The following is a 23322-nucleotide window of genomic DNA, read 5'->3' on the forward strand; positions in this document are numbered from 1 at the left end:
GCGTGTTAGCCCCTCACGACGCCCGGGAGAACCAGCCGGGCCGGCTCAGGCGGCGAGGAGGGCCGCGACCTCGGGAGCGATCTCCCCGGGCTCACGGCCGTCGGTGATCACCGTGTGCGTCGCCACCTCCAGGTAGAGCGGGCGGCGCTGCTCCAGCAGGTACTTCAGGGTGGCACGCGGGTTGATCGCCAGCAGGGGGCGGCCGGCGCCCAGACCGACGCGCTTGAGGGCGTCGGTGAGCTCGACCGACAAGTAGACGACCGTGTGCCCGGCCAGCAGTTTGCGGGTGGAGTCGTCGAGGATCGCTCCGCCGCCCAGGGCCAGGACGCCGTCGAAGGTCTCCAGCGTCGACGCCACGACCTCGCGCTCCAGCGCGCGGAACGCGGCCTCGCCCTCGTCGACGAAGATCTCCGGGATCGGTTTGCCGGCCCGCTCCTCGATGATCGTGTCGGTGTCGGCGAACGGCAGGCCCAGTGACGCGGCGAGCGCCGCGCCGACGGTGGTCTTGCCGGCGCCCATCACCCCGACCAGGACAGCAGCCGGCGCCATCAGCGCGTCACCCCGGCGGGAACGGTGGCCGGCGTCATCAGCGGATCACCAGATTTTCGAGGTACGACGTGAGGTTGCGACGGATCTCGGCAACCGAGTCACCGCCGAACTTCTCCGTCGCGGCCTCGGCCAGCACCAGCGCGACCATGGCCTCGGCCACCACCGCGCCGGCCGGGACCGCACACACATCCGAACGCTGATTGATCGCGGTGGCCGCCTCACCGGTGACGACGTCGACGGTCTGCAACGCCCGGTTCAGCGACGAGATCGGCTTCAGAGCGGCACGCACCCGCAACGGCTCACCGTTGGTGATGCCGCCCTCCAGCCCACCGGCCCGATCAGTGACCCGCTTCACCCCGCCCGCCGTCGGGACGATCTCGTCATGCGCGACCGAACCCCGCGAACGGGCCTGAGTGAACCCGTCACCGATCTCCACACCCTTGACCGACTGGATCGACATCAGAGCCGAGGCCAGACGCGCGTCGAGCTTACGGTCCCACTGCACGTGCGAACCCAGACCCGGCGGCACCCGATACGCCAGGACCTCGACGATCCCACCGAGCGTGTCGGCGTCCTTCTTCGCCGCGTCGACCTCGGCGACCATCCGGGCACTGGCCTCCGGATCCAGGCAGCGCAACGGGTCCGCGTCGATCCGGTCGAAATCCTCCGGCGCCGGGATCAGCCCCGACTTCGCGGCCACCGAACCCAGCTCGATCACGTGCGAGACGATCTCGACACCCAGCGCCTGCCTGATCAGCTGCTTGGCGACCACACCGACCGCGACGCGGGCCGCGGTCTCCCGCGCACTGGCACGCTCCAGGATCGGGCGGGCATCGGTATGCCCGTACTTCTGCATCCCGGCCAGGTCGGCGTGACCCGGGCGCGGACGCGTCAGCGGCGCGTTACGGGACTGCTCGGCCAGCACGTCCGGGTCGACCGGATCAGCCGACATCACCGTCTCCCACTTGGGCCACTCGGTGTTACCCACCCGGATCGCGACCGGACTGCCCAGCGTCAACCCGTGCCGGACACCGCCGATGAACTCGACCTCGTCCTGCTCGAACTTCATCCGGGCCCCACGGCCATAACCCAAACGGCGGCGCACGAGGTCACGAGTGACGTCCGCACTCGTCACCTCCACGCCGGCGGGAACACCCTCCAGCAGCGCGACAAGAGCCGGACCGTGCGATTCACCTGCGGTAAGCCAGCGCAACACGGTTCACAGTCTGGCACGGCCGCGAACCCGGTCCGGCAGGTGGTACACCGCATCCCGAGTTCCGGACACCCGCGCCCTGCTCCGCCACCCGCCGCGGCCGCGCGCCGGGCACACCACGCGAGGCGGCTGACAGACAGGGACCGGCCGCGGCACGCCACAGCCGCTCGACGGGCGGCTGCGCCGGGCCGGGAGCCGTGGACGGGTTCGGTGCTCTGAGCGCGACCACCCACGGACGCCGCCCTTGCGGGCCTCGCGTTCCGGGCCGGCCACGGCCCTGCGAGGACCGGAAGGGTCCCCGCGGGAGCGACGGCCCGTACCCCGGCGGACCCAGGACATGAAGATCTTGATCTTGATCTTTTGCGGTCAGCGGTTGCGGACGGCCTCGTCGAGCGCCGCCCGCATCGCCTCCTCGGGCGCCTCGGCGACGCCGGTGAACTGCTCGAACTGGCTCAGCGCCTGGGCCAGCAGCAGATCGAGACCGGACACGACGGCGAGGCCTGCGGCGGTCGCGGAGGCGGCGAGCGGGGTCGGCCACGGGTCGTAGATCGCGTCGAAGAGGACCGTGCCGGGGCGCCAGGTGACCTCGGCGGCCAGGTGGTCGGCGGCGCCCTTGGGGACCGTGGAGATCACGGCGTCGGTGTCGAACGCGGCGGGGGCGGCGGACCAGGCGAGGCCTTCGAGCTTGAGGCCGAGCGCGCCGGCCACCGGCTCCAGCGCGGTGATCGCCTCGGGGCGGCGGGCGGCCACGATGACGATCTCGGCGCCCAGCGCGGAGGCGGCGGCGAGGGCGGCGCGGGCGGTGCCTCCGCCGCCGAGGACGGTGACCCGCGGCGGGGCCTCCTTCGCAGCGTGCCGGCCGGTGCTCGTGCCGACGCCCGCCGCACGCAGCACCCGGACCATGCCCGGGACGTCGGTGTTGTCGGCGTGCCAGCCGTCGGCCTGCCGGACCAGCGTGTTGGCCACGCCGGCGGCGATCGCGACCGGCGTCGCCGAGCTGGCCAGCTTGAGGGCGGCTTCCTTGAGCGGCATGGTCAGCGACAGGCCGGCCCACTCGGGGCCGAGGCCGGCGACGAGGTCGGGCAGCTCGGACTCGGCGCACTCGATCGCCTCGTAGGTCCACCCGGTGAGCCCGGCGGCGGCGAAGCCGGCCCGGTGGATCACCGGGGAGAGCGAGTGGGCGATCGGCTTGCCGAGGACGGCGGCCCGTCGCGAGCTGGTGATCTGCACAGCGTCCCCGTCCTCGTGATCGAAACGTCGCCGCCGTAGTTTACGGAATCCACGTCCCGGGACGGTTCGACCCGCTCCGGGACGTGGCCGGTGTCAGAGTTTGACCGAGGACGAGCAGTTGCCGACGCCGGTGCGGCAGATCCGCACCGAGGAGCCGTCCTGCGCGATGCCGGCCAGGATCTCCGTGCTGCTGCAGGCCGAGTCGCCGGTGTAGGACCAGCCGCTGCCGGTGTTGACCTGCCAGCGGGCGCAGTGGCCGTCGCTCAGCGGGTCGTGCGCGTAGAGCAGGTAGGTGCCGTTCTCGAAGTACTTGGTGCGGCCGGAGGCACCGGTGGTGGACAGCGTCGCCGCGCTCGCCGGCAGAGAACCCGCGACGACCCCGAGCACGGCGGTCGCCGCCACCACGGACGACCTCAGGATCCAGTTTCGGGCACGCATCGTGTCTACCTCCACAGTGGTCGGTGATACTGCGCGCGCCAGGTTAGTGGATCGTCGTCGCCGCTCGCGACCCCGTCAGCACAGCGGAATGCCGTTCTGGCAGGCCAGCAGGCGGTTCTTGTCGTGGTCGGCCCCGGTCTTGCCGTAGGCCATGGTGCCCTTGGTGTCGATGCTGATGAAGAAGTAGTACGGGAAGTTGTTCGTCGGGCTCATCGCACCCTTGAGCGCGGCCTTGCCCGGGTTCCCGATCGGGCCCGGGGGCAGGCCCGGCTTGTCGTGAGTGTTGTACGGGTTCTTCGGGTTGTGCAGTTCCGCGTTCGTCAGGTGCTCGGACGCCTTCGTCCCCTTGCCGGTGATCCGCAGCCAGTAGTTGACGGTGCTGTCCAGGCCGAGGCAGTGGCAGGCGAAGTCCCCGTACGCCCGGTTGTAGACGACCCGGGACACCTTCGGCATGTCCTCGTCCTTGAGCGCCTCGGCCTGCGCGATCGACGCGACGATCAGCGCCTGGTACGGCGAGACGCCGCCACGCGTCTTCTGCACGGTCGAGACGAACTCCAGCTGGTTCATCTCGGCGTTGAAGTTCGCGATGATCGCCTTGAGCACGCCGGTGGCGTCGGCTTTCGGGGACAGTTCGTACGTCGCCGGGTACAGGAAGCCCTCGATGTCGGTCCGGTCGGCCTTCTTGCCGTCGCTGCGAGTGAACCAGGACGGGTCGACGCCGAGGCCGACCGGGTCCTTCGCGGCCTTCTCGAAGTCCGCCACCGGGATCTTCGTGACCTCCGACAGCTTCTCGAACGTCTGCTGGTAGGAGAGGCCTTCCGGCAGGGTGACCTTGGTGACCCAGCGGGCGTTCGGGTCGAGCAGCAGCGCGACCGCGTCGGCCGCCTTCATCCCGACCTTCAACTTGTACCACCCGGCCTGGATGTTCTTGCTGCGGGTGTTGTCCTTGGCGGCGTCGACGAACGCGTCGACCGAGGCGACGACCTTCTGGTCGTAGAGCGTGGTGCCGATGTCGGCGGCCGACTGACCGGACTTCACCTCGACGATCGCCTCGGCCCCACCCGGGCCGGAGTAGTCGTCGGCGACGAAGATCCCCTTCACCTTGCTGTACGCGAACCAGCCGCCACCGGCCAGCAGGCCGAGCAGGACGAGGCTGAGGAAGAACGCGATCGTCGACCGCCCGGCCCGTCCGGCCTTGCGGTTCCGATGCTGTGGTTCACCCTCGGTCGCCTGCTGCTCTTCCTCCAGCACCGCATCCAGGTCGTCGAGCATTACCGCCTCCGCTGTGGGTCCAGCATGTCAAGCCCCCGGCTGGAACTACGAGGCGAAGAGTGCCACGGATCGACCTGCGGCGCTACCTCATGACGACGGCCGGCCGGGAACGCTCCCGGCCGGCCGTCGACGTGACGTTCCCTCGATCAGCAGATCGGGATGCCGTTCTTGCAGGCGATCTGCTTGTTCTTCTCGTGGTCGTCGTTGGTCTTGCCGTACGCCATGCTGCCCTTTTTGTCGACCGTCACGAAGAAGTAGTAATCGCTCTTCGGAGCTTCGATCGCACCCTTGAGGGCGACCTCGCCCGGGCTGCTGATCGGGCCGACCGCCATACCCTTCACGTCATAGCGGTACGGGTTCTTCGGGTCGTGCAGCTCGGAGGCGAGCAGGTTCTCCGACGCCTTGGCGTCCTTGCCGCTGATCCGCAGCCAGTAGTTGACCGTGCTGTCCAGCTGGAGACAGCTGCACGGGAAGTTCCCGGTGTAGGCGCGGTTGTAGAGCACCCGCGCGACCGGTCCCATGTCCTCCGGCAGCAGCGCCTCGACCTGGGCGATCGAGGCCGCGACCAGCGCCTCGTACGGCGAGATCTTGACGTCGAGCTTGGCCACCTGGTTGACGAAGTCCAGCTGCTCCATCTCGGCGTTGAAGTTCTTGATGATGAGCTTCAGGACGCTCTCGGCCGTCGCGTTCTTCGGAATCTCGTAGGTCGCCGGGTACAGGAAGCCCTCGATGTCCGACGTGTTGACCTTCTTGCCGTCCTTGCGCTTGAACCACAGCGCCGGCACGCCGAGCTTCTGCGGGTTCTTCGCGGCCGTCTTGAAGTCGTCGACCGGGATCCCGGTCGCCTTCGACAGCCGGTCGAAGATCTGCAGCGAGATGATGCCCTCGGGGATGGTGACCTTGTTGACGTTCTTGTTCTTCAGGTCGAGCAGCATGGTCAGCGCGTCGGCCGCCTTCATCTCCTTCTTCAGGAGATACGATCCGACCTGGATGTCCTTGCTCTTCGGATTGTCCTTGGCCGCGTCGACGAAGGCCGCCGCGCTCTTCACCACACCCGCCTTGTAAAGGGTGTTGGCGATGTCGGTCGCGGTGTTGCCGGACTTCACCTCGATGGCGACCTCACCGTTGCCCGGCCCGGCGAAATCCTCGACGGCGAAGTAGCCCCGCACCTTGTCGAAGCCGATGTAGCCGACGCCACCGAGCGCGCCGAGCAGCAAGAGAACCAGCGTGAAGGCCAGAAAAGTCCGGCCTTTACCGCCCTTCTTCTTGGCGTGTCTCCAGCGGCCTCGATCCTCGGCGTTCTCGAACGCTAAATCCAGGTCGTCGTCGCTCAATTAAGTCTGCCTCCGCTGCGCGTCCAGCCAGCCCTGCAGGATTTCCACGGCGGCCGCCTGATCGACGACCGCACGCTGCCGACGCCCTCGAACGCCCCGCTCGCTCAGCCTACGACTGGCGACGACGGTGGACATCCGCTCGTCGGAGAGCACGACGGGCCGCGGCGCGATGATCGCGCCGAGCCGCTCCACGTACGCCCGGACGTGGCCGGCCGCCACGCCCTCCCGCCCGTTGAGCGCGACCGGGAGACCCACGACGACCTCGACGGCCTCGTGTTCCTCCGCCAGCCGGGCCAGCTCGGCCATGTCGGCGGGGATCTTGTCCTCGCCGGCCTGCTGATCCCGTGCCACGGTCACGACCGGGCTGGCCAGAATGCCGTCCGGGTCGCACTTGGCGACTCCGACCCGCACCTGACCGACGTCCACCCCGAGGCGCACTCCCCGGGTGAAGCCCTGCGTCACACTCTCTCCCTGCATGGCGGCAAACCGCATCTCCTTGTCCCCGAACAGGCTTGTCGGCGAGAGGAAACCATTATCGACAAACGCCGATTAATGGCTCCCGATCGCGGGCAAAGCTTAACCGCTGCGGCCCTCGTTACAACGGCCCCCTGTGCCCCTGCTGGGAATTCTCAAGGAAAAGGAAAGGATCCGTCGCACTGGGCGACGGATCCATTACCAGTCAATTCTCAGCTCGCGTCGGCGATCGCCTTCTCGACCGACGCCAGCAGGTTCGGCGCCTCGGACGCCGGGACGCCGCCGCCCTGCGCGAGGTCGGCGTTGCCGCCACCCCGGCCGGAGAGCGCGCCCTTGACCAGATCGCCCGCGGACAGGCCCCGGCTCTTCGCCGCCGCGTTGACCGCCACGATCAGCGCCGCCTTGCCGTTCGCCCGGGACGCCACCGCGACGACCGCCGGACGCGCCGGGTCGAACTTGCCGCGGATCTCCTGCGCCAGCGTGCGCACGTCGTTGACCGCCGCGCCCTCCGGCGCCTCGGTGCCGACGAACGCCACCCCGCGCAGATCCTTCGCCTGGTCGATCAGCGCACCCGCGCCGGCCAGGACCATCTGCGCCCGCAGCTTCTCCAGCTCCTTCTCCGCGTCGCGCAGCGCCGTGACGGTCTGCTCGACCCGGTCCGCGACCTGATCGCCCGGCACCCGGAACATGTCGGCCAGACGGGACACCAGCAGGTGCTCCTTGGCCAGGAAGCCGAACGCGTCGATGCCGACGAGGGCCTCCACCCGGCGTACTCCCGAACCGATGGACGACTCGGTGAGGATCTTCACCAGGCCCAGCTGCCCGGACCGCGCGACGTGGGTGCCACCGCACAGCTCACGGGCGTAGTCGCCGACCTCGACGACGCGGACCTCGTCCCCGTACTTCTCGCCGAACAGCGCCATCGCGCCGAGCCGGCGCGCCTCCTCCTGCGAGGTGATGAACGCGTGCACCTCCAGGTCACGCAGCAGCACCTCGTTGATCTGCTGCTCGACGTCGAAGAGCACCGACGGGTTGATCGCGCCCGGCGTGTGGAAGTCGAACCGCAGCCGGCCCGGCGCGTTCAGCGAACCCGCCTGGGTCGCCGACTCCCCGAGGAAGTTGCGCATCGTCTGATGGACCAGGTGGGTCGCGGTGTGCGAGCGGGAGATCGCCTTGCGGCGGGTCACGTCGATCTCGGCCAGACCCGACTCACCCGCGCGCACCTCGCCGCGGATGACCCGCGCCTTGTGCACGATCAGGCCGGGGATCGGCTGCTGGACGTCGACCACCTCGAGCTGGCCGCCGCCCACCTTGATCACACCGGTGTCGGCCTGCTGGCCACCACCCTCGGCGTAGAACGGGGTGGTGTCGAGCACCAGCTCGATGAAGTCACCCTCACCGGCCACCTCGACCCGGCCCTTGTCGCCGATCAGCGCACGGACCCGGGACTCGCGGACGACCTCCTGGTAACCGGTGAACTCGACCGCGCCGCCCGCGTCGAGCGCCGACCGGTACGCCGAGAGGTCCGCGTGACCGGTCTTGCGCGCCGCCGCGTCCGCCTTCGCCCGGTTCCGCTGGTCGGCCATCAGCCGGCGGAAACCCTCCTGGTCGACCTGCAGACCCTGCTCCTGCGCGATCTCCAGGGTCAGGTCGATCGGGAACCCGTACGTGTCGTGCAGCTGGAACGCCTTGTCCCCGCTGAGCTGGCTCTTCCCCTTGGTCTTGGACTCGGTGATCGCCGTGTCCAGGATCGTGGTGCCCGCCTTGAGCGTGGAGAGGAACGCGTCCTCCTCCGCATACGCGTACGTGGAGATGCGCCCGAACTCCTCCGCCAGCTCCGGGTACGACGGGGACATGCAGTCCCGCGCGATCGGCAGCAGGACCGGCAGCGCCGGCTCCTGCCAGCCGAGCAGACGAATCGCCCGGATCGCGCGGCGCATGATCCGGCGCAGCACGTAACCACGGCCGTCGTTGGCCGGCACCACACCGTCACCGATCAGCATCAGCGCGGTGCGCACGTGGTCCGCGATGACCCGCAGGCGCACGTCGTCGGGGTGCGACTCGCCCGCGACGTGGCCGGAGTGCGCGCCGTACTTCTTACCGGTCATCTCGGCGGCCCGCGCCAGGATCGGCCGGACCTCGTCGATCTCGTACAGATTGTCGACACCCTGCAGGATCGACGAGATGCGCTCCAGGCCCATGCCGGTGTCGATGTTCTGCTTCGGCAGCGGAGCGACGATCGTGAAGTCCTCCTTCGACTTCACGTCGGTGATCTCGTTCTGCATGAAGACCAGGTTCCAGAACTCCATGAACCGGTCCTCGTCGACCTCGGGGCCGCCGTCCTTGCCGTACTCCGGGCCACGGTCGTAGAACAGCTCCGAGCACGGGCCCGCCGGACCCGGGATGCCCATGTGCCAGTAGTTGTCCTTCTTACCGCGGCGGACGATGTGGCTCTCCGGCACACCGATCCTGCGCCACAGCCCGAACGCCTCGTCGTCGTCGAGATACACCGTGGGCCAGATGCGCGACGGGTCCAGCCCGAAACCGCCCTCGGAGACCGGCTTCGTCGACAACTCCCAGGCGAGGTTGATCGCGCCTTCCTTGAAGTAGTCGCCGAACGAGAAGTTGCCGTTCATCTGGAAGAACGTGCCGTGGCGGCTGGTCTTGCCGACCTCGTCGATGTCCGGCGTGCGGATACACTTCTGCACGCTGACCGCACGGTTGAACGCCGGGGTCTGCTGACCCAGGAAATACGGCACGAACTGCACCATGCCGGCGTTGATGAACAGCAGGTTCGGGTCGTCGATGGCCGGCAGCGGGGCACTCGGGACCACCGTGTGCCCGTTCGCCTCGAAATGCGCCAGATAGCGCCGCTTGACTTCCGCCGTCTTCATCGAATTCCCTCCTGCGAACCGGGCTGCTCGTCCTCGCGCAGCTCGGCGAACTTGTCCTCGTACAGAACGCCCTCGGCGAACGCCTCGGCGATCTGCTGTTCCCGCTCGGCCATGCCGTCGCGGACGTCTTCCACGAAGCTACGCATCGACTCCACGAGCCCGCCAGCGGATTGCGAGAGCGAGGTGGCGATCCCGGTGGGAGTGAACTCCTCGGCCTTCTGCGTGAGCTTGCGCACCACGAGTGCGCCGACGGCCAGACCGACCCCGAGCCAGAGCAGGCGTTTCATAACGGCGATCCCCTCTCAGCGGCCGGCGCGACGGCGCCGCTTGAGCTCGGTGCGGACCTCGCGGTCCTGTTCGGCGGCCCGGCGGGCGGCGGTGGCCTTGCGCAGCCCGTACCCGAACGAGGCGACCTTGACCAGCGGGTTCGCCGCGGCGGCGGAGACCACGGTGACCAGGTTGGCGACGTTGGCGGTGATGTTCTGCGCATGCTCGGTCATCGTGTCGACCTTGGCCAGCTGCAGGTTCACGCCGTCCAGAGTGACCTGCGCCTGACCGAGCGCGGTGTTCACGTTCTCCACCGTGACGTTCACGTTGGAGAGCAGGGGGCCGGTGCGATCGACCACCTCGTTGATCCCGCGGGTGGCGGCGTCAATCGTGCGGCCCAGCTTCAGGATCGGGAACGCCAGCACGACGACGAGCATCAGGAAGGCGCCCGCCGCGATCAGACCAGCGATTTCTCCGGCGTTCATTAAGCGCGTCTCCTCTTCGGGTGGTCACGGATTCGGCGGGGACAACGTGCAGACCCTACCGTCCGTGACCACCACCCGCTTCACGACGCCTGGGGTGTCGGATTCAGAAGAGGATCGTTCTCGTCCAGCACCGGATCCGGGGTCTGCCCGACCGGCCCCGGATTCTTGTCCGTCTTGCCCCGCTCGTCGGCGATCGCGGTCCGCACCTTGATGCTGACCGTCGATCCCCCGCACTTGCCGGTCCCGGTCCGACCCGCCTCGGCCTGCTCCGAACCGGCCGCCGGGACCGCCTCCTGCAGCACCTGGTCGACCGCACAGTCGGGCAGCCCGACCGCCAGGTCCAGAGTGAACTCGTCCCGCCGGAAACAGGTGTAGGTACCCTCCTCCGGCTTCACCGGCGACTCCGGGCAGTCGGCGACCTTCCACAGCGTCCACCCGGCGGCCTCCAGCGCCTTCGTGTAGGCCTGGGTGGTCTCCTTGAAATCGCGCTGGGAGTCGGCCATCCGCTCCCGGAACCGGCACTCCAGGAAACACCAGCGGCTGCCGCTGCCCTGGTCCTCCGGCTTCTCGTCCGCCCACGCCGGCACACTCAGCGAGTCCAGGGAGGCGAAAACGGGGTCACTGCTGACCGCGCGCAGCCCGAAGAACGCCGGGAGCACCAGCAGGACCACCGCGGCCAGCGTCGACAGCGTGATCAGCCGGAGGCGCCGCTGCGTCCGCAGCTTCTGCCGCAGCTCGGCCAGACCACCCTCGGCCTCGGCCTCCTCCTCGGCGCCGGCTTCGAACCCCTTCGCCCGTACGGGGGTGGCCGCCGTCCCGGCCTTCGGGGCGCCGGCACGCGCCACCGCGATGGTGCCGGTGCCGTGGCCGGGCTCGTCGAACGGGTCGCCACCGGCCGGCGGACGTTTCGCGAAACCGGAGTCGGTCCCGAAGCCCGGTGCGTTGCCCCGGCTCCCGTTGCTCCCGCGCCCCGGACCGTTGCCCTGGCCGGGCGTGTTCCCGCGGCCGGATCCGTTGCCCTGACCCGGCGCCGTCCCCTGGCCCGGACCAGGGCCGTTGCCCTGACCAGGGCCGTTGCCCAGGCCCGGACCATTGCCCTGACCAGGGCCGTTGCCCGGGCCCGGACCGTTGCCCAGGCCGGAGGTGTTGTCGCGGCCCGGGACGGTTGCGGTGCCCGGGACCGAGGCCGATCCGGTGCCACGGCCGGGGACCGCGGCGGAGCCGGCACTCCCCGGGACGGCCGCGGCTCCGGTGCCACGGACATTTCCGGGCACGACGGCTGAGCCGGTGCCGCGGCTGGAACCGGGCACGGCGACCGAGGCCGCGCCGCGCGGAGAGGCGGTGCCGTCGGATGGGACCGGGACGGAAGCGGCGCCACGGCCCGGTGCGCCGGGCTCCGGCCCACTCCCGAGAACGGCGGCCGCACCTCGACCCGCCTCGGGGCTGTTCCCCGGGACGGCGGCCGCTCCACGGCGCGGCGGGCCGGCGGACTCGCCGTCGTGGGCGCCGCCCCGGCCGGGCACCGGCACGGACGCCGCGCCACGACCCGGACCGCCGGGGCCGCCCGGGACAACCGCTCGACCGGGCCCGTTCGGTCCGCCAGGACCCCCGGATCCCGGGCCGCCGGGGCCGTTCGGACCGCCGGGGCCGTGGGTGCCGCCCGGGCCTGCGGGACCGTTCAGGGCGCCCGGGCCTGCGGGACCGTTCGGGCCGCTACCCGGTACTCGAGCTGAGCCGGTCCCCGGACCACCGGGTCCGGGAACGGCGGCGGCACCCGCAGCGCCGACCCGCGCCGCGCCGGCCACCGACGCGCCACCGCGCGCCGGGCCACCAGCACGCGGTCCCGGTGCCGGCGAGACCGGCCCGCCGCTGCCGGCCGGGAAAGCTTGACTCACATCGGGACCGCGACGGCCCGTTCCGGGACCGTCCGCCGGGAAGGCCTGGCTCTGCTCCGGACCCGCCGGACCACGCCCACCCGGAGGAAAGCCCTGGTCCGGCTCGGGAACGGCCCGTCGCCGCCGGCCACGCGAGGTCGGCTCAGGAACGCCCGTGCCGGCCGGGAAGCCCTGGCTCTGCTCCGGCGCACCCGTACCGGCCCGGAAGCCCTGGCTCTGATCGGGGTGACCCATGCCGGCCGGGAAGCCCTGGCTCTGCTCCGGGCTGCCCGCACCCGCACGGAAGCCCTGGCTCTGATCGGGGTGACCCATGCCGGCCCGGAAGCCCTGACTCTGCTCCGGACCACCCGTGCCGGCCGGGAAACCCTGGCTCTGCTCGGGACTGCCCGTTCCGGCGCGGAAAGCCTGGCTCTGCTGCGGGCTACCCATGCCCGCCGGGAAGCCCTGGCTCTGCTCCGGGCTGCCCGCACCCGCACGGAAGCCCTGGCTCTGCTCCGGGTGGCCCATCCCCTGGTCAGGCGCCGGACCACGGCGGGGTTCGCCGCGTCCACGCCGCCCCGGGCCGGCCTGACCGGGTACCACGGCACCCGTCTGGCCACCCTCCACCGCACGCCGGTCGGTGGTGAACCCGTCCTCGTCCGGCTGCAACTGCCCGGTGCCGGGCCGCTGGGCCGGACGCTGAATGACTCCGGAGGCGCTTTCCGCCATCGCACCGGCACGCCCGGGCATGGCCGGGGAACGCTTCCCCTGCCGTCCCGGCACCACCGGAGGCGCGACCGCCGCGGACGCCCGGACCGGTCGCCCGTCACCGGGCCCGATCCGCCGCGGCCCGGGAACCGCAGGCCCGCCCGCGCCCGGTCCCGTCACCTCTTGCCCCGGGCCGCCCTGCCCCGGGCCGCCCTGCCCCGGAACGCCCTGCCCCGGAACGCCCTGCCCCGGAACGCCCTGCCCCGGAATGCCCTGGGCGGGGATGCCCTGACCGGCAGCACCCGGCATCGGCATGCTCTGGCCGGGCCCAGCCTGACCGGGGATGCCCTGGCCAGGAACACCCGGCACAGGACCGCTCGGCCGAGGGCCACCGCGCCCGGGAGCACCCTGCCCCGGCCCGCCGCGCCCCGGCATACCTTGACCAGGAACGCCCTGCCCGGGGCCACCTCGTCCGGAAACCCCGCGTCCGGGAACGCCCTGCGCCGGACCGCCCTGACCGGGAACGACCTGCCCCGGGACACCGGCCACGCCGGGTCCGTCGATCGCCTCGTGACGGCCGGGCCCCTGCTCCCGCGAGCCCGCGGCACCATGGCGACCGCCCGGAGCTTCCTGTGACAGCCCGAACCGATCCTCCGGCTGGGCGTGCGCGCCCGAAGTCGGCCGTGCCGACCCGCCGCGCATCCCGTCCGGGCCACCGGCGCGTGCATGGGCGGGCCCGTCCGGAGCGGCGTGCGAGGCAGGCCCGCCCGAGGTCGGCCCGGGCCCACGACCGCTGAAACCGTCCGGAGCCGCGTGCGCGGCGGGCGCTCCGGAAACCGGTCCCCCGCCGTAGATGCCGTCGGAACCGTCACCCTGGTCGGCGCGGGCCCGCCGGTTGCGTCCGCGCGAACGGCGACCGTCGTCCTCGTCACCGCCCGGGATGGGGCCGGTCTGGTACACGCTCGGCGGCACCGGATCGTTCTGGTAGACGCTCGGCGGCACGGCATCCGCCGGGAATCCGCCGCCCGCGGGCGGGATCGGCCCGGTCTGGTACACCGCGGGCGGGATCGGCCCGGACGGCTGCGCGTCGACCCGCGCCGAGGCGGCGTCCGTGCGGAACCGGTCGCGGGCCGGAGCACCGGGCGACGTCGGGCGCACCGCGGGCGAGACCGGGCGCAGCCCGGCCCCGGGAACCTCGGGCGCGTTGCCGGAACGTGGCACGGCCTGCTCCGGATAGCCCGGCCCGGCCGGCCCGGAGAGGTCCACGGGCCGGCGGCCGTCCGGCGGGACCGGTGCGCCGGGCCCACCACGCCGCGGCGGCACCGGAGCCGACTGCATCTGCCCGGGTGGCATCTGACCCGGCGGGACGGGCCCGGCAGCACCGCGCTGACCGGGAGAGACCGGCCCGGCCACGCCGGGAACGCCCCGCTGCCCCGGCGGCATCTGCCCGGGCCGCCCAGGAACCTGCCCCGGCGGCATCTGACCGGGCGGCATCTGACCGGGCGGCATCTGACCGGGCGGCATCTGACCAGGCGGCATCTGACCAGGGGCCGGCTGCTGGCCCGGCATCGGCCCGCCACGCTGACCCGGCGCTGTGCCCGGCGGCATCTGACCCGGCGCTGTGCCCGGCGGCATCTGACCCGGCACCCCACCCGGCGGCATCTGTCCTTGCACCGGCCCGGGGTGCCCCGGACCGCCGGGACCCTGACCACCACGCTGACCGGGAGCGATCGGCCGCTGCCCGGGCGGGACCGGCCCGGGCCCGGCCGGCTCGTCCGCGTCGAAACTGCCGCCGAAGACCGGCCCGGCGTCGTCCGGTTTGTCGTCAGGGCCGGGCGCCCTCCGGCCGGACTTGCTGGTCCGCGCCTCGCCGGGGGCCGCACCGGGCCCGATCGCGTCGCCCGATTCCTTCGCCGTGCGCAGGTCGTCGAGCCAGCCGGTCTCCTCGCGCGGGAGCTCGACCGGCTCGGCCGGCTGCTCGGCGCGGCCACGTCCGAAGCGGCGGCCCTTCTTGCCGCCGCCCTGCCCGGCGTCGTCGTCGGGCCGTTCGGCACCGCGCGGTGTCACGGCTGTTCCTCCCCGGCGGCGTCGCCGCTCTCGTCCGACCGTTCCTCGTCACTACCGGATCCCGGCCCGGCCGCCGCCGCACCCGATCCCGCTTCCGCACCCGGCGGGTCCGCCGCCGCACCCGGCCCGGCCGTAGCCGCACCCGGCGGGTCCGCCGCCGCACCGGATCCAGCCGCCACGCCCGGTCCCGCTTCCCCACCTGGCGGATCCGCCGCCCCGGTCATGTCCAACGCATCACGCGGCGTAACGGCCACCCCCGGACCGGGGGTCACCACATCCGGCACACCGGCACTCCCGCCGGGAGCGCCCGTAACGGAGGCCGCCGAAGACTGTGACGCATCCGCGGCCGGAGCACCACCCGCCGGGCGGTCCGCACTCCCCGACGAAGCGGCACGAGGCCCGAGCCCCCGCACGATCCGGCGCAGTCGTGGCACCCGCTCGCCGACGGCGCGCTCGGCCCCGTGTTCGGTCGGCCGATAGTAGTCGGTACCGACCAGATCGTCGGGCACGTACTGCTGGCGGACGACGCCGCGCGGATCGTCGTGCGGATAGCGGTATCCGCGGCCGTGACCGAGACCGCGCGCGCCGGAGTAGTGCGCGTCGCGCAGGTGCGTCGGGACCGCCCCGCCGCGGCCGGCCCGGACGTCGGCCATCGCGGCGCCGATCGCCGACGTCACACTGTTCGACTTGGGGGCGGTGGCCATGTGCACGACGGCCTGGGCCAGGTTGAGCTGGGCCTCGGGCATGCCGATCAGTTGCACCGCCTGGGCCGCCGCGGTCGCCACGAGCAGCGCCTGCGGGTCGGCCATGCCGACGTCCTCACTCGCGAAGATCACGATGCGGCGGGCGATGAACCGCGGGTCCTCGCCGGCCACGATCATGCGGGCCAGCCAGTGGAGGGCCGCGTCCGGGTCACTGCCGCGCATGCTCTTGATGAACGCGCTGATGATGTCGTAGTGCGCGTCGCCGTCCCGGTCGTAGCGCACCGCCGCCACGTCGACCGCCCGCTCGGCGGTGGCGAGGTCGATCTCCTTGGCGCCCTGCGCGACGGCGGAACCGGCGGCCGCCTCCAGCGCCGTCAACGCCTTGCGGACATCGCCGCCGGCAAGACGTACCAAATGGTCTTCTGCATCGTCGGAAAGCGTGACCGCGCCGCCGAGCCCGCGCTGGTCGGTGATCGCGCGGCGGATCAGGGCGCGCACGTCGCTCTCCTCCAGCGCCTGCAGGGTCAGCAGGACACAGCGGGAGAGCAAGGGCGAAATCACCGAGAAGTACGGATTCTCGGTCGTCGCCGCGAGCAACGTGACCGTCCGGTCCTCGACCGCGGCGAGCAACGAGTCCTGCTGGGTCTTGCTGAAGCGGTGCACCTCGTCGATGAACAAGACGGTCGGCGGGCCGCCGCGCCGGCGCTCGTTGCGCGCCGTGTCGATCACCGCGCGCACGTCCTTGACGCCGGCGGTGAGCGCGGACATCGCCACGAACTTACGGTCGGTGGCGTGCGCGACCAGGTGCGCGATCGTGGTCTTGCCGGTGCCGGGCGGGCCCCAGAGGATCACCGACATGGGGCTGGAACCGGTCACCAGCTGCCGCAACGGCGCGCCGGGGGCGAGCAGGTGCTGCTGCCCGACCAACTCGTCGATGCTTGCCGGGCGCATCCGGACGGGGAGGGGCGCATCGGCCGCGGGGGCACCGAAACCGGCAGCCTGAGCCGTCGCCGCGGGGGGCGGCGAAAGGTCCGGTTGCGCGAGGGAGAAGAGCCCGTCCGTTTCCATCGGAACCGACAGTACCGGCCATCCGAGGCCGATCCGAAATGCGATCTCACCGCCTGTGGACAAGCTCCCGGCCCGCGTACACACCGCTACGGAGCGTGTGCGCGGGCCGGAGAAGAGCGTGAGGACTCAGCCGCGGCCGGGGCGGCGGCCGTAGAACCGGCGGCCGGTGCCCGTGCCGCTGCGCGGACCGCTGCCGACACCGGCCAGGTAGAGAGCGATCAGCAGGAAGCCGAGCGAGGCCAGGGTCGGGAAGTTGATCAGGTCGTGCGCGCCGAAGTCCGTGTTGAAGAGGTCGGAGAGCAGGTAGATACCGAAAACGACAGCAGCCGCGATGGCGAGCATCAGGATCCTCCGGGGGTGAGAGCCGATGCAGGAGTGGTACCCGCGTCGATGGGTTCGGCAAACTTGGGTTTCACCAGATAGAGCGGGGCGGCCGCCGCCAGGACCACGCCCCCGGCCACGATGGCGGCGCCGACACTGACACTCTGCGCGAGCGACGTCAGCACGATCGCGCCGATCGCGAACCCCGGTTGCCCCACCATCGAATTGAGCGAGAGCAGGCTCGTCCGATACTCCCCCTCGGCCTGCCGGTGCAGCAGTCCGGCGTGGACCGGATTGGCCGCGCCGTGCACCGCGTAGGTCAGAAGGAAGCCGGTGATGACCCCGGCCGGGCCGGCCAGCAGTCCCATCGCGACGATCGTCAGTCCTTGCAGGATATGCAGGGCAAACCCGGTCCAGGCGGCGCCGACCCGGCGGACCAGCAACGGGATCAGCGCCGCGCCGGCCGCCGAGGCCGCCCAACCGGCCGAGCTCACCGGGCCCATCAGCGCCGCCGCGCCGGACTCGCTGCCGATCACCTCGCTGAGCCGGACCGGCATCAACTTCTCGAAGGTGACCATGCCGAAGCTCCACAGCAGCTCCACCGACATCAGCGCGAGAATCACCCGGGAACGGCGGGCCAGGCCCAGCGCGGAACCGATCGCCACCGGCACGCCGCGCACCGAGGTGGCCCACGCGGTCAGGCCGCGCGCCGGGCGCTCCTCGTGCATCAGCGACATCACCGCCAGCATGCTCACGGTGCTCAGTCCGAGCGCCACCACCAGCGGCACGGTCAGCGCGCTCAGCGAACCGATCGGGCCCAGCCAGATCAGACCACCGCTGAGCAGGGCACCGGCGGCGACCGCGAGGCTGAGCGCGACCGAGCCGTGACTCAACCCGGTCTCGATGTCGGCCTTCGCGTCCGCGGCCAGCGACTCGTCGACGAACCAGGAGTCGAGCGGGCCGCTGTCCAGCGCGCGGAAGACCCCCTGCAGGAACCAGGCGACCGCGAAGAGCGTGACCGTGTCGGCGAACGTCATCACGGTCAGCGACACGAGGTTGACCACACCGGCGATCAGCAGCACCGGGCGCCGGCCCAGCGCGTCGGCGAGCCCACCGGTCGGCAGCTCCAGCAGCAGAACGGTGAGGCCCTGGACCGCGGCGGTCACGCCGGCCTGCGAGATCGTCAGCCCACGATCCAGCGGCAGCAGCGTGGTCAGCGGGATCGTGAGGCCCACCGGCAGCCACCTCAGGACAATCAAGATCAAAAACTTCACCCTGATTTCCCGTACGGACATGATCACGCCCCCTCACCCGATCCGCTCTCGATCCGCGGCAGGCCGGCCACGTAGAGCACGACGGAGCGCGCATCCGGGCCGGGCTCGTCCTGACCGAGCCGCCGATAGCGCTCGATCACCTCCTCGATCTCGCGCAGCATCGCCTCGGTCTGCGCCGAGCCCAGCTGGATCACGTAGTCGGAGATCTCGGCCGTCTCCTGCCAGGCCACGGGCTCGTCGGGCAGAGCGCGCCGCCAGTTCTCCGCCAGCTCGGCGAAGCGGCTGACCTGGAACGCCTCCAGCCACTCGGCCGCCGCGGTCGCTTCCGGATCGCCCTCGTAGTAACTGCGGCGGAAGCTCGACATGTCGTGCGCGGCCCGCCACCAGCGCTGCCGGCCGGAGCCGGGCCGCTCCTCCTCCACGACGAGCCCGGCCTCGGCCAGCTGGCGCAGGTGATAGCTGGTGGCGCCGGTGTTCGTGCCCAGGTCGGCGGCGAGGCTGGTCGCCGTGGCCGGGCCACCGGACCGGAGCCGGCCGAGCAGTCGTAGCCGCAAGGGCTGGGCAAGCGCCCGGATCTGGGGACCAGTGAGGTGGACCTGCCTGAGTTCGTCGGCCATGAATACACAATAACTGTGCACAGAGGTTGTGCACAGATATTATGCATGATCGGCATGGATGCGGCCCGAGCTGCACATTCACTTCGGTTGACATGAAGCGAAGTTCAGGTAGCAAGCTCCTGAGCATGGGAAACGACACGCTCGACGAAGCGCTGATCCGCCTCCACGACACCGGACCCGAATTCGACGGCTGGCTCTCCAACCACGCGCCGATGGCCACCGAAGCGCTCATCCGCAACGGGCACGCCGGCGACGTGCACCCGTGGATCGACCAGTACCTGCAACGCCTCGAGACACGGCCGCGCGGGATCGCGCCGATCTCCGCCGGCAGCTGGCGAGAACCACTCGGCGACCCCGGCCGTACGGGAGACTGGTTGGTCTTCTTCGACCGCGAAGCACACACCGCGCCGTGGCAGGACGTGCTCGCCACCTGGTGGCCACGGCTCCTGCCCGGCATCGCCGCCGGCGCGACCCACGGGGTGATCCGGGTCGGCCACGCCGTCCGGGCACTGCTCGACCAGGAAACCCCGGAACGGGTCGCCGAATTGGGTCAAGCGCTGGCCTACTGGGCCGCGCGGTGGCAGCCGATGGCACCGGCCGGCCAAGGCCCCTACCGCGGAACCGACCCCCGGGCCGCCCTCGACGCCGTTCCGCGAGTGCCGGACCAGCGGCTCGGCATTCGCAACCGGCTGGCCCAACTGGCCGACCTGCCCGACTGGGCTTCGGCGGCTGCCACGATCCCGGGCTCCGGGGCCGCTCCGGAACGCCTGCGCGGGATCGTCACGGCCGCGGTTCGGCGGCATCTGCTCTATGGACACGGCAGCCCGGTCATGATGGTCCATGCCGCCACCGCACCGGCGGCCGTTCTCCGGGCCTTGCCTGCTCTGCCCGGGTCGCTGGCCTTTCCGAGTCTTGCTGCGGCGTGGGCTGCGACTGCCGCCGTCACCGCGGCCTACTCCCCGGCTGAGCCCAGCCCTGGTCAGGGCCCCGCCCCCGCCCCCGCCGCCACCTCCGCCGGTTCGTCGGGTCTCCCCGACTCTCCCGGTTCGATCACACCGCCGGGTCTTCCCGCCGACCCCGGCTCCGCCTCGTCGTCGCTGCACCCCGACGAGGTCTTCGCCCGAGCCGTGACCTCGGGAGACGCCCACGCCATCAAGTTCGCCGACGCCGCCCTCGATGTGTGGCGGACCGACCCCGATCCGGCGCTGCTGCACGCCGCCGTTCACGCCACCGAGTTGATCGGCCCGGCCACCTGACCGGCTTTTCCGGAGTCACCGCAGGCCCGGACGGCCGCTGGTCGGCCCGGAGTGGCAGCGGCGCGCCGGGGACAGAACGCGACCGGCCGGCGCGGTTGCCGAAGGCGCGCCGAGAGGATCAGTCGGCGAGTTTGAAGAGAAGCACCGTCTCCCACTTGTGCATGTCGGGTTGTTCGGCGGGGTTGGTCATCAGGATCTCGAGGCGCGCGTTCCACCGCTCCCCGGTCGGGGTCGGCGTCATGTCCCAGGTCAGGCCGTTGCGCTGGCCCCAGTCGAGCAGTCGCGCGGTGATCGCCATCAGTTGATCGGGGTGACCGACGTGGCTGACGGTGGCGTAGCGACCGGCGGGGAGGGTGTCCATGAAGTCCGGTGGCTCGACCGGGACTCGACCGGCGACGGGGATGCCGGCCTCGACGACCATCTCCGCCGCCATGTCGATCATGCGGTAGCGGAAGAACGGTGCGCCGGTGACCCGGGCTCCCTGGTGCGCGAGGCCGGAGAACATGGTGGGCAGATGATCGGCGACGCGCGCGAACTCGATCATGGTGATTGATTCGCGGCGCCCCACGTACAGCTGCTCGGCGCATTGGACGATGGTCGGCTCCACGCGAACCAGTCTCACAGGATCGGCGGTCCCGCGCACGCCCGGTGACCACCCCTGTGGATTGTGGATAACGCAAAGCCCCGGTGGGAGACTCCCACCGGGGCTTTGACCAGCTGTTTCAGTTGGAACGTTCGACCGGGGCGGCCTGGCCGTCGGTGCCGGGCGTGCCCGCGGCCGCCTTCGGCTTGGCGTCGACGCCGGCCTCCAGGCGCTGCTGGGCGGTGATCGGCGTGGGCGCGCCGGTCAGCGGGTCGAAGCCGCCGCGGCTCTTCGGGAACGAGATGACCTCGCGGATCGAGTCGAATCCGCCGAGCAGCATGCACGTCCGGTCCCAGCCGAGCGCGATGCCGGCGTGCGGGGGCGGGCCGTACTTGAAGGCTTCGAGCAGGAAGCCGAACTTGTCCTGCGCCTCCTCCGGGGTGATGCCGAGCAGGTCGAAGACCCGGCTCTGCACGTCACCGCGGTGGATACGGACGGAGCCGCCGCCGATCTCGTTGCCGTTCACGACGATGTCGTAGGCGTAGGCGAGGGCCTTGTCCGGCGCGGACTCGAAGTTGTCGAGCCACTCGTCGTTCGGCGAGGTGAAGGGGTGGTGGACCGCGGTCCAGCCGCCCTCGTCGGTCTTCTCGAACATCGGGGCGTCGACGACCCAGCAGAACGCCCAGGCGCTCTCGTCGATCAGTTTGGCGCGCTTGGCGATCTCGATGCGGGCGGCGCCGAGCAGCTCCTGCGCCTCACGGCGTTCGTTGGCGGCGGCGAAGAACACCGCGTCGCCCGGCTTCGCGCCGACCGCGTCGGCCAGGCCGGCGAGGTGCGCCTCGGACAGGTTCTTGGCGACCGGGCCACGCGCGGCGCCGGTCTCCGCGTCGAGCACCACGTAGGCCAGGCCGCGGGCGCCGCGGGCCTTCGCCCAGTCCTGCCAGCCGTCCAGCTCCTTGCGGGTCTGCGCGGCGCCGCCCGGCATCACGACCGCGCCGACGTAACCGCCCGCGTCGATCGCGCCGGCGAACACGCGGAACTCGGTGCCGCGCAGGTACTCCGTGAGCTCGACGAGCTCGACGCCGTACCGCAGGTCGGGCTTGTCGGAACCGTAACGGTTCATCGCGTCGGTCCAGGTGATCCGTGGGATCGGCAGCTGCACCTGGTAGTCGGCGAGCTCGCTCCACAGCTTGGAGACGATCTCCTCGCCGAGCGCGATGACGTCGTCCTGCGTGACGAACGACATCTCGATGTCGAGCTGGGTGAACTCCGGCTGCCGGTCGGCGCGGAAGTCCTCGTCGCGGTAGCAGCGGGCGATCTGGTAGTACCGCTCCATGCCGGCGACCATCAGCAGCTGCTTGAACAGCTGCGGGGACTGCGGCAACGCGTACCACGAGCCGGGCTGGAGGCGGACCGGGACCAGGAAGTCACGGGCGCCCTCGGGCGTCGACCGGGTCAGGGTCGGCGTCTCGATCTCGTTGAAGTCGTGGGCGTGCAGCACCTCGCGCGCGATCTGGTTGGCGCGGCTGCGCAGGCGCAGCGCCTTCGACGGGCCGGAACGGCGCAGGTCGAGGTAGCGGTACTTCAAGCGGATGTCGTCGGACGCGGTGATCGCGTCGTCGATCGGCAGCGGCAGCGGGGCGGCCTCGGAGAGCACGGTCAGCTCGCTGGCGACGACCTCGATCGCGCCGGTGGCCAGCTCCGGGTTCTCGTTGCCGTCCGGCCGGGCGTTGACCTGGCCGACGACCTTCACGCAGAACTCGTTGCGCAGCGCGTGCGCGTCCTCCTCGCGGAAGACCACCTGCACCACGCCGGAGCCGTCCCGCAGGTCGACGAAGATGACACCGCCGTGGTCACGGCGACGGGCCACCCAGCCCGCCAGCGTCACCGTCGTGCCGGCGTCAGTGGCACGCAGACTGCCGGCGTTGTGGGTCCTGATCACGGAAACGTCTCCTAACCGAGTTTCGCGGGGCGCACCCGACATTCTGTCAGGACCGCCCCGCGCTCCGTGTCACGGGCCGGTTTGCCGTGGTTGATCCGGATCAGTCACGGGCCAGCCACGAGGTCGCGCGCAGTCCGGCGGTCCCGGTGGCGCCCACGTCGGTGATCTCCACGAGCACGAGCTTCGCCGGTTGGGCGGCGGTCAGGACGCAGATCGCGGTGCCCTTTTTCACCGGCACCTCCGCGCCCGGCCCGAGCGGACCGTTCCTGATCGCCCGCTGGCAGTCGTCGGCGTCCAGGTCGGCGGTCGGCACCCCGGCGCCCGACACGGCTCCCGGGCCGAGCGAGAGCTGAGCCGGGTTGTTGCCGCATTTGCTGTCATAGCGCAGGTCGGAGAGTTGCTGCGGGGCGCCGGCGCGAGGTTCGTCGAGGTCCAGGTAGACCAGCGCGGCGCAGCCGATGCGGATGTTCAAAGCCTCTTTCGCGTACGTCACGGGCAGGCCCGTGGTGGCCTCGGCCGCGACCGATTGTGGTCGCTGCGGTGCGGCGCCGTCCCGGCCGGTGCCGCTCAGCCGGTAGAGGAGGACGGCGACCGCGCCGGAGGACGCCAGCGCCAGCAGGCTGACCGTCAGCGCGGTCAGCGCGAGCTTGCGGCCCGGCCGGACGGGCGGGTGCGGTGGTGCCGGCGGGCCGCTCGCGGGTGATGGTGATGCCTGTGGGCCGGTCACGGGTCGGCCGGGTGAGGGCGGCGAT

20 protein-coding genes are annotated in these 23322 nt (G+C 71.5%); 2 read left to right on the forward strand and 18 right to left on the reverse strand.

Features of this window, described 5'->3' with window-relative positions; genetic code table 11:
- Positions 1 to 45: 45 nt before the first annotated feature.
- The 11 genes from ACH442_RS25665 to ACH442_RS25715 all read right to left on the reverse strand — a co-directional run bounded on the left by ACH442_RS25665 (position 46) and on the right by ACH442_RS25715 (position 11466).
- Positions 46 to 549, reverse strand: coding sequence for a shikimate kinase (locus tag ACH442_RS25665; RefSeq protein WP_396340642.1), 504 nt, complete (start codon positions 547 to 549; stop codon positions 46 to 48).
- Between the two features lie 37 nt (positions 550 to 586).
- Positions 587 to 1765: a chorismate synthase gene (aroC, locus tag ACH442_RS25670; RefSeq protein WP_396340643.1), complete on the reverse strand. Its 1179-nt coding sequence runs from the start codon at positions 1763 to 1765 to the stop codon at positions 587 to 589.
- A 363-nt stretch (positions 1766 to 2128) separates the two neighbouring features.
- The gene (locus ACH442_RS25675; protein ID WP_396340778.1) at positions 2129 to 2986 is read right to left on the reverse strand and encodes a shikimate dehydrogenase; all 858 of its coding nucleotides are present in this window, start codon (positions 2984 to 2986) and stop codon (positions 2129 to 2131) included.
- Between the two features lie 99 nt (positions 2987 to 3085).
- Positions 3086 to 3430, reverse strand: coding sequence for a hypothetical protein (locus tag ACH442_RS25680; protein ID WP_396340644.1), 345 nt, complete (start codon positions 3428 to 3430; stop codon positions 3086 to 3088).
- Positions 3431 to 3505: 75 nt separating this feature from the next.
- A complete protein-coding gene (gene mltG / locus ACH442_RS25685; RefSeq protein ID WP_396340645.1) occupies positions 3506 to 4702 on the reverse strand; it encodes an endolytic transglycosylase MltG in 1197 nt (398 codons plus the stop codon).
- A 146-nt stretch (positions 4703 to 4848) separates the two neighbouring features.
- Positions 4849 to 6036 (reverse strand): endolytic transglycosylase MltG, encoded by a 1188-nt coding sequence (mltG, locus tag ACH442_RS25690; RefSeq protein WP_396340646.1) that lies wholly within the window; start codon positions 6034 to 6036, stop codon positions 4849 to 4851.
- Positions 6037 to 6498, reverse strand: a complete 462-nt coding sequence (gene ruvX / locus ACH442_RS25695) for a Holliday junction resolvase RuvX (RefSeq protein ID WP_396340647.1) — start codon at positions 6496 to 6498, stop codon at positions 6037 to 6039.
- Between the two features lie 224 nt (positions 6499 to 6722).
- Positions 6723 to 9404, reverse strand: a complete 2682-nt coding sequence (gene alaS / locus ACH442_RS25700) for an alanine--tRNA ligase (RefSeq protein ID WP_396340648.1) — start codon at positions 9402 to 9404, stop codon at positions 6723 to 6725.
- Complete coding sequence (locus ACH442_RS25705) at positions 9401 to 9691, reverse strand: hypothetical protein (protein ID WP_396340649.1); 291 nt, start codon at positions 9689 to 9691, stop codon at positions 9401 to 9403. The genes alaS and ACH442_RS25705 overlap by 4 nt, the downstream gene beginning before the upstream one ends.
- A 15-nt stretch (positions 9692 to 9706) precedes the next feature.
- Positions 9707 to 10156 carry a DUF948 domain-containing protein gene (locus tag ACH442_RS25710; RefSeq protein ID WP_396340650.1) on the reverse strand — a complete coding sequence of 150 codons (450 nt, stop codon included), beginning with the start codon at positions 10154 to 10156 and terminating at the stop codon, positions 9707 to 9709.
- An 80-nt stretch (positions 10157 to 10236) separates the two neighbouring features.
- Positions 10237 to 11466, reverse strand: a complete 1230-nt coding sequence (locus tag ACH442_RS25715) for a hypothetical protein (protein ID WP_396340651.1) — start codon at positions 11464 to 11466, stop codon at positions 10237 to 10239.
- Positions 11467 to 12042: 576 nt separating this feature from the next.
- Here ACH442_RS25715 and ACH442_RS25720 point away from each other — a divergent pair.
- Entirely contained in the window at positions 12043 to 13374 is a 1332-nt protein-coding gene (locus ACH442_RS25720) for a hypothetical protein (RefSeq protein ID WP_396340652.1), read from the forward strand.
- A gap of 1427 nt (positions 13375 to 14801) precedes the next feature.
- Here ACH442_RS25720 and ACH442_RS25725 read toward each other — a convergent pair.
- The 4 genes from ACH442_RS25725 to ACH442_RS25740 all read right to left on the reverse strand — a co-directional run bounded on the left by ACH442_RS25725 (position 14802) and on the right by ACH442_RS25740 (position 18789).
- Positions 14802 to 16577, reverse strand: a complete 1776-nt coding sequence (locus ACH442_RS25725) for a replication-associated recombination protein A (RefSeq protein ID WP_396340653.1) — start codon at positions 16575 to 16577, stop codon at positions 14802 to 14804.
- A 126-nt stretch (positions 16578 to 16703) separates the two neighbouring features.
- Positions 16704 to 16919, reverse strand: coding sequence for a hypothetical protein (locus ACH442_RS25730; RefSeq protein ID WP_396340654.1), 216 nt, complete (start codon positions 16917 to 16919; stop codon positions 16704 to 16706).
- The gene (locus ACH442_RS25735) at positions 16919 to 18193 is read right to left on the reverse strand and encodes an MFS transporter (protein ID WP_396340655.1); all 1275 of its coding nucleotides are present in this window, start codon (positions 18191 to 18193) and stop codon (positions 16919 to 16921) included. The genes ACH442_RS25730 and ACH442_RS25735 overlap by 1 nt, the downstream gene beginning before the upstream one ends.
- 2 nt (positions 18194 to 18195) lie before the next feature.
- Positions 18196 to 18789, reverse strand: coding sequence for a helix-turn-helix domain-containing protein (locus ACH442_RS25740; RefSeq protein ID WP_396340656.1), 594 nt, complete (start codon positions 18787 to 18789; stop codon positions 18196 to 18198).
- A gap of 125 nt (positions 18790 to 18914) precedes the next feature.
- Between ACH442_RS25740 and ACH442_RS25745 the strand changes: the two genes are divergently transcribed.
- Positions 18915 to 20045 carry a hypothetical protein gene (locus tag ACH442_RS25745; protein ID WP_396340657.1) on the forward strand — a complete coding sequence of 377 codons (1131 nt, stop codon included), beginning with the start codon at positions 18915 to 18917 and terminating at the stop codon, positions 20043 to 20045.
- Between the two features lie 118 nt (positions 20046 to 20163).
- Here the strand turns inward: ACH442_RS25745 and ACH442_RS25750 are convergent, their stop codons facing one another.
- The 3 genes from ACH442_RS25750 to ACH442_RS25760 form a co-directional block, all read right to left on the reverse strand.
- Positions 20164 to 20652 carry a GyrI-like domain-containing protein gene (locus ACH442_RS25750; RefSeq protein WP_396340658.1) on the reverse strand — a complete coding sequence of 163 codons (489 nt, stop codon included), beginning with the start codon at positions 20650 to 20652 and terminating at the stop codon, positions 20164 to 20166.
- Between the two features lie 115 nt (positions 20653 to 20767).
- The gene (gene aspS / locus ACH442_RS25755; RefSeq protein ID WP_396340659.1) at positions 20768 to 22570 is read right to left on the reverse strand and encodes an aspartate--tRNA ligase; all 1803 of its coding nucleotides are present in this window, start codon (positions 22568 to 22570) and stop codon (positions 20768 to 20770) included.
- A 100-nt stretch (positions 22571 to 22670) separates the two neighbouring features.
- Positions 22671 to 23297, reverse strand: a complete 627-nt coding sequence (locus ACH442_RS25760; RefSeq protein WP_396340660.1) for a hypothetical protein — start codon at positions 23295 to 23297, stop codon at positions 22671 to 22673.
- Positions 23298 to 23322: the final 25 nt, after the last annotated feature.

The sequence above is a fragment of the Actinoplanes sp. NPDC020271 genome (genome assembly GCF_044388125.1).
Lineage (GTDB): Bacteria > Actinomycetota > Actinomycetes > Mycobacteriales > Micromonosporaceae > Actinoplanes.

Coding starts and splice junctions, on each gene's coding strand:
- ACH442_RS25725 (WP_396340653.1), bottom strand. CDS start 16,577: ATGGAAACGGACGGGCTCTTCTCCCTCGCGCAACCGGACCTTTCGCCG.
- mltG (WP_396340645.1), bottom strand. CDS start 4,702: ATGCTCGACGACCTGGATGCGGTGCTGGAGGAAGAGCAGCAGGCGACC.
- ACH442_RS25705 (WP_396340649.1), bottom strand. CDS start 9,691: ATGAAACGCCTGCTCTGGCTCGGGGTCGGTCTGGCCGTCGGCGCACTC.
- ACH442_RS25680 (WP_396340644.1), bottom strand. CDS start 3,430: ATGCGTGCCCGAAACTGGATCCTGAGGTCGTCCGTGGTGGCGGCGACC.
- ACH442_RS25745 (WP_396340657.1), top strand. CDS start 18,915: ATGGGAAACGACACGCTCGACGAAGCGCTGATCCGCCTCCACGACACC.
- ACH442_RS25740 (WP_396340656.1), bottom strand. CDS start 18,789: ATGGCCGACGAACTCAGGCAGGTCCACCTCACTGGTCCCCAGATCCGG.
- ACH442_RS25735 (WP_396340655.1), bottom strand. CDS start 18,193: ATGTCCGTACGGGAAATCAGGGTGAAGTTTTTGATCTTGATTGTCCTG.
- ACH442_RS25710 (WP_396340650.1), bottom strand. CDS start 10,156: ATGAACGCCGGAGAAATCGCTGGTCTGATCGCGGCGGGCGCCTTCCTG.
- alaS (WP_396340648.1), bottom strand. CDS start 9,404: ATGAAGACGGCGGAAGTCAAGCGGCGCTATCTGGCGCATTTCGAGGCG.
- ACH442_RS25665 (WP_396340642.1), bottom strand. CDS start 549: ATGGCGCCGGCTGCTGTCCTGGTCGGGGTGATGGGCGCCGGCAAGACC.
- ACH442_RS25730 (WP_396340654.1), bottom strand. CDS start 16,919: ATGCTCGCCATCGCGGCTGCTGTCGTTTTCGGTATCTACCTGCTCTCC.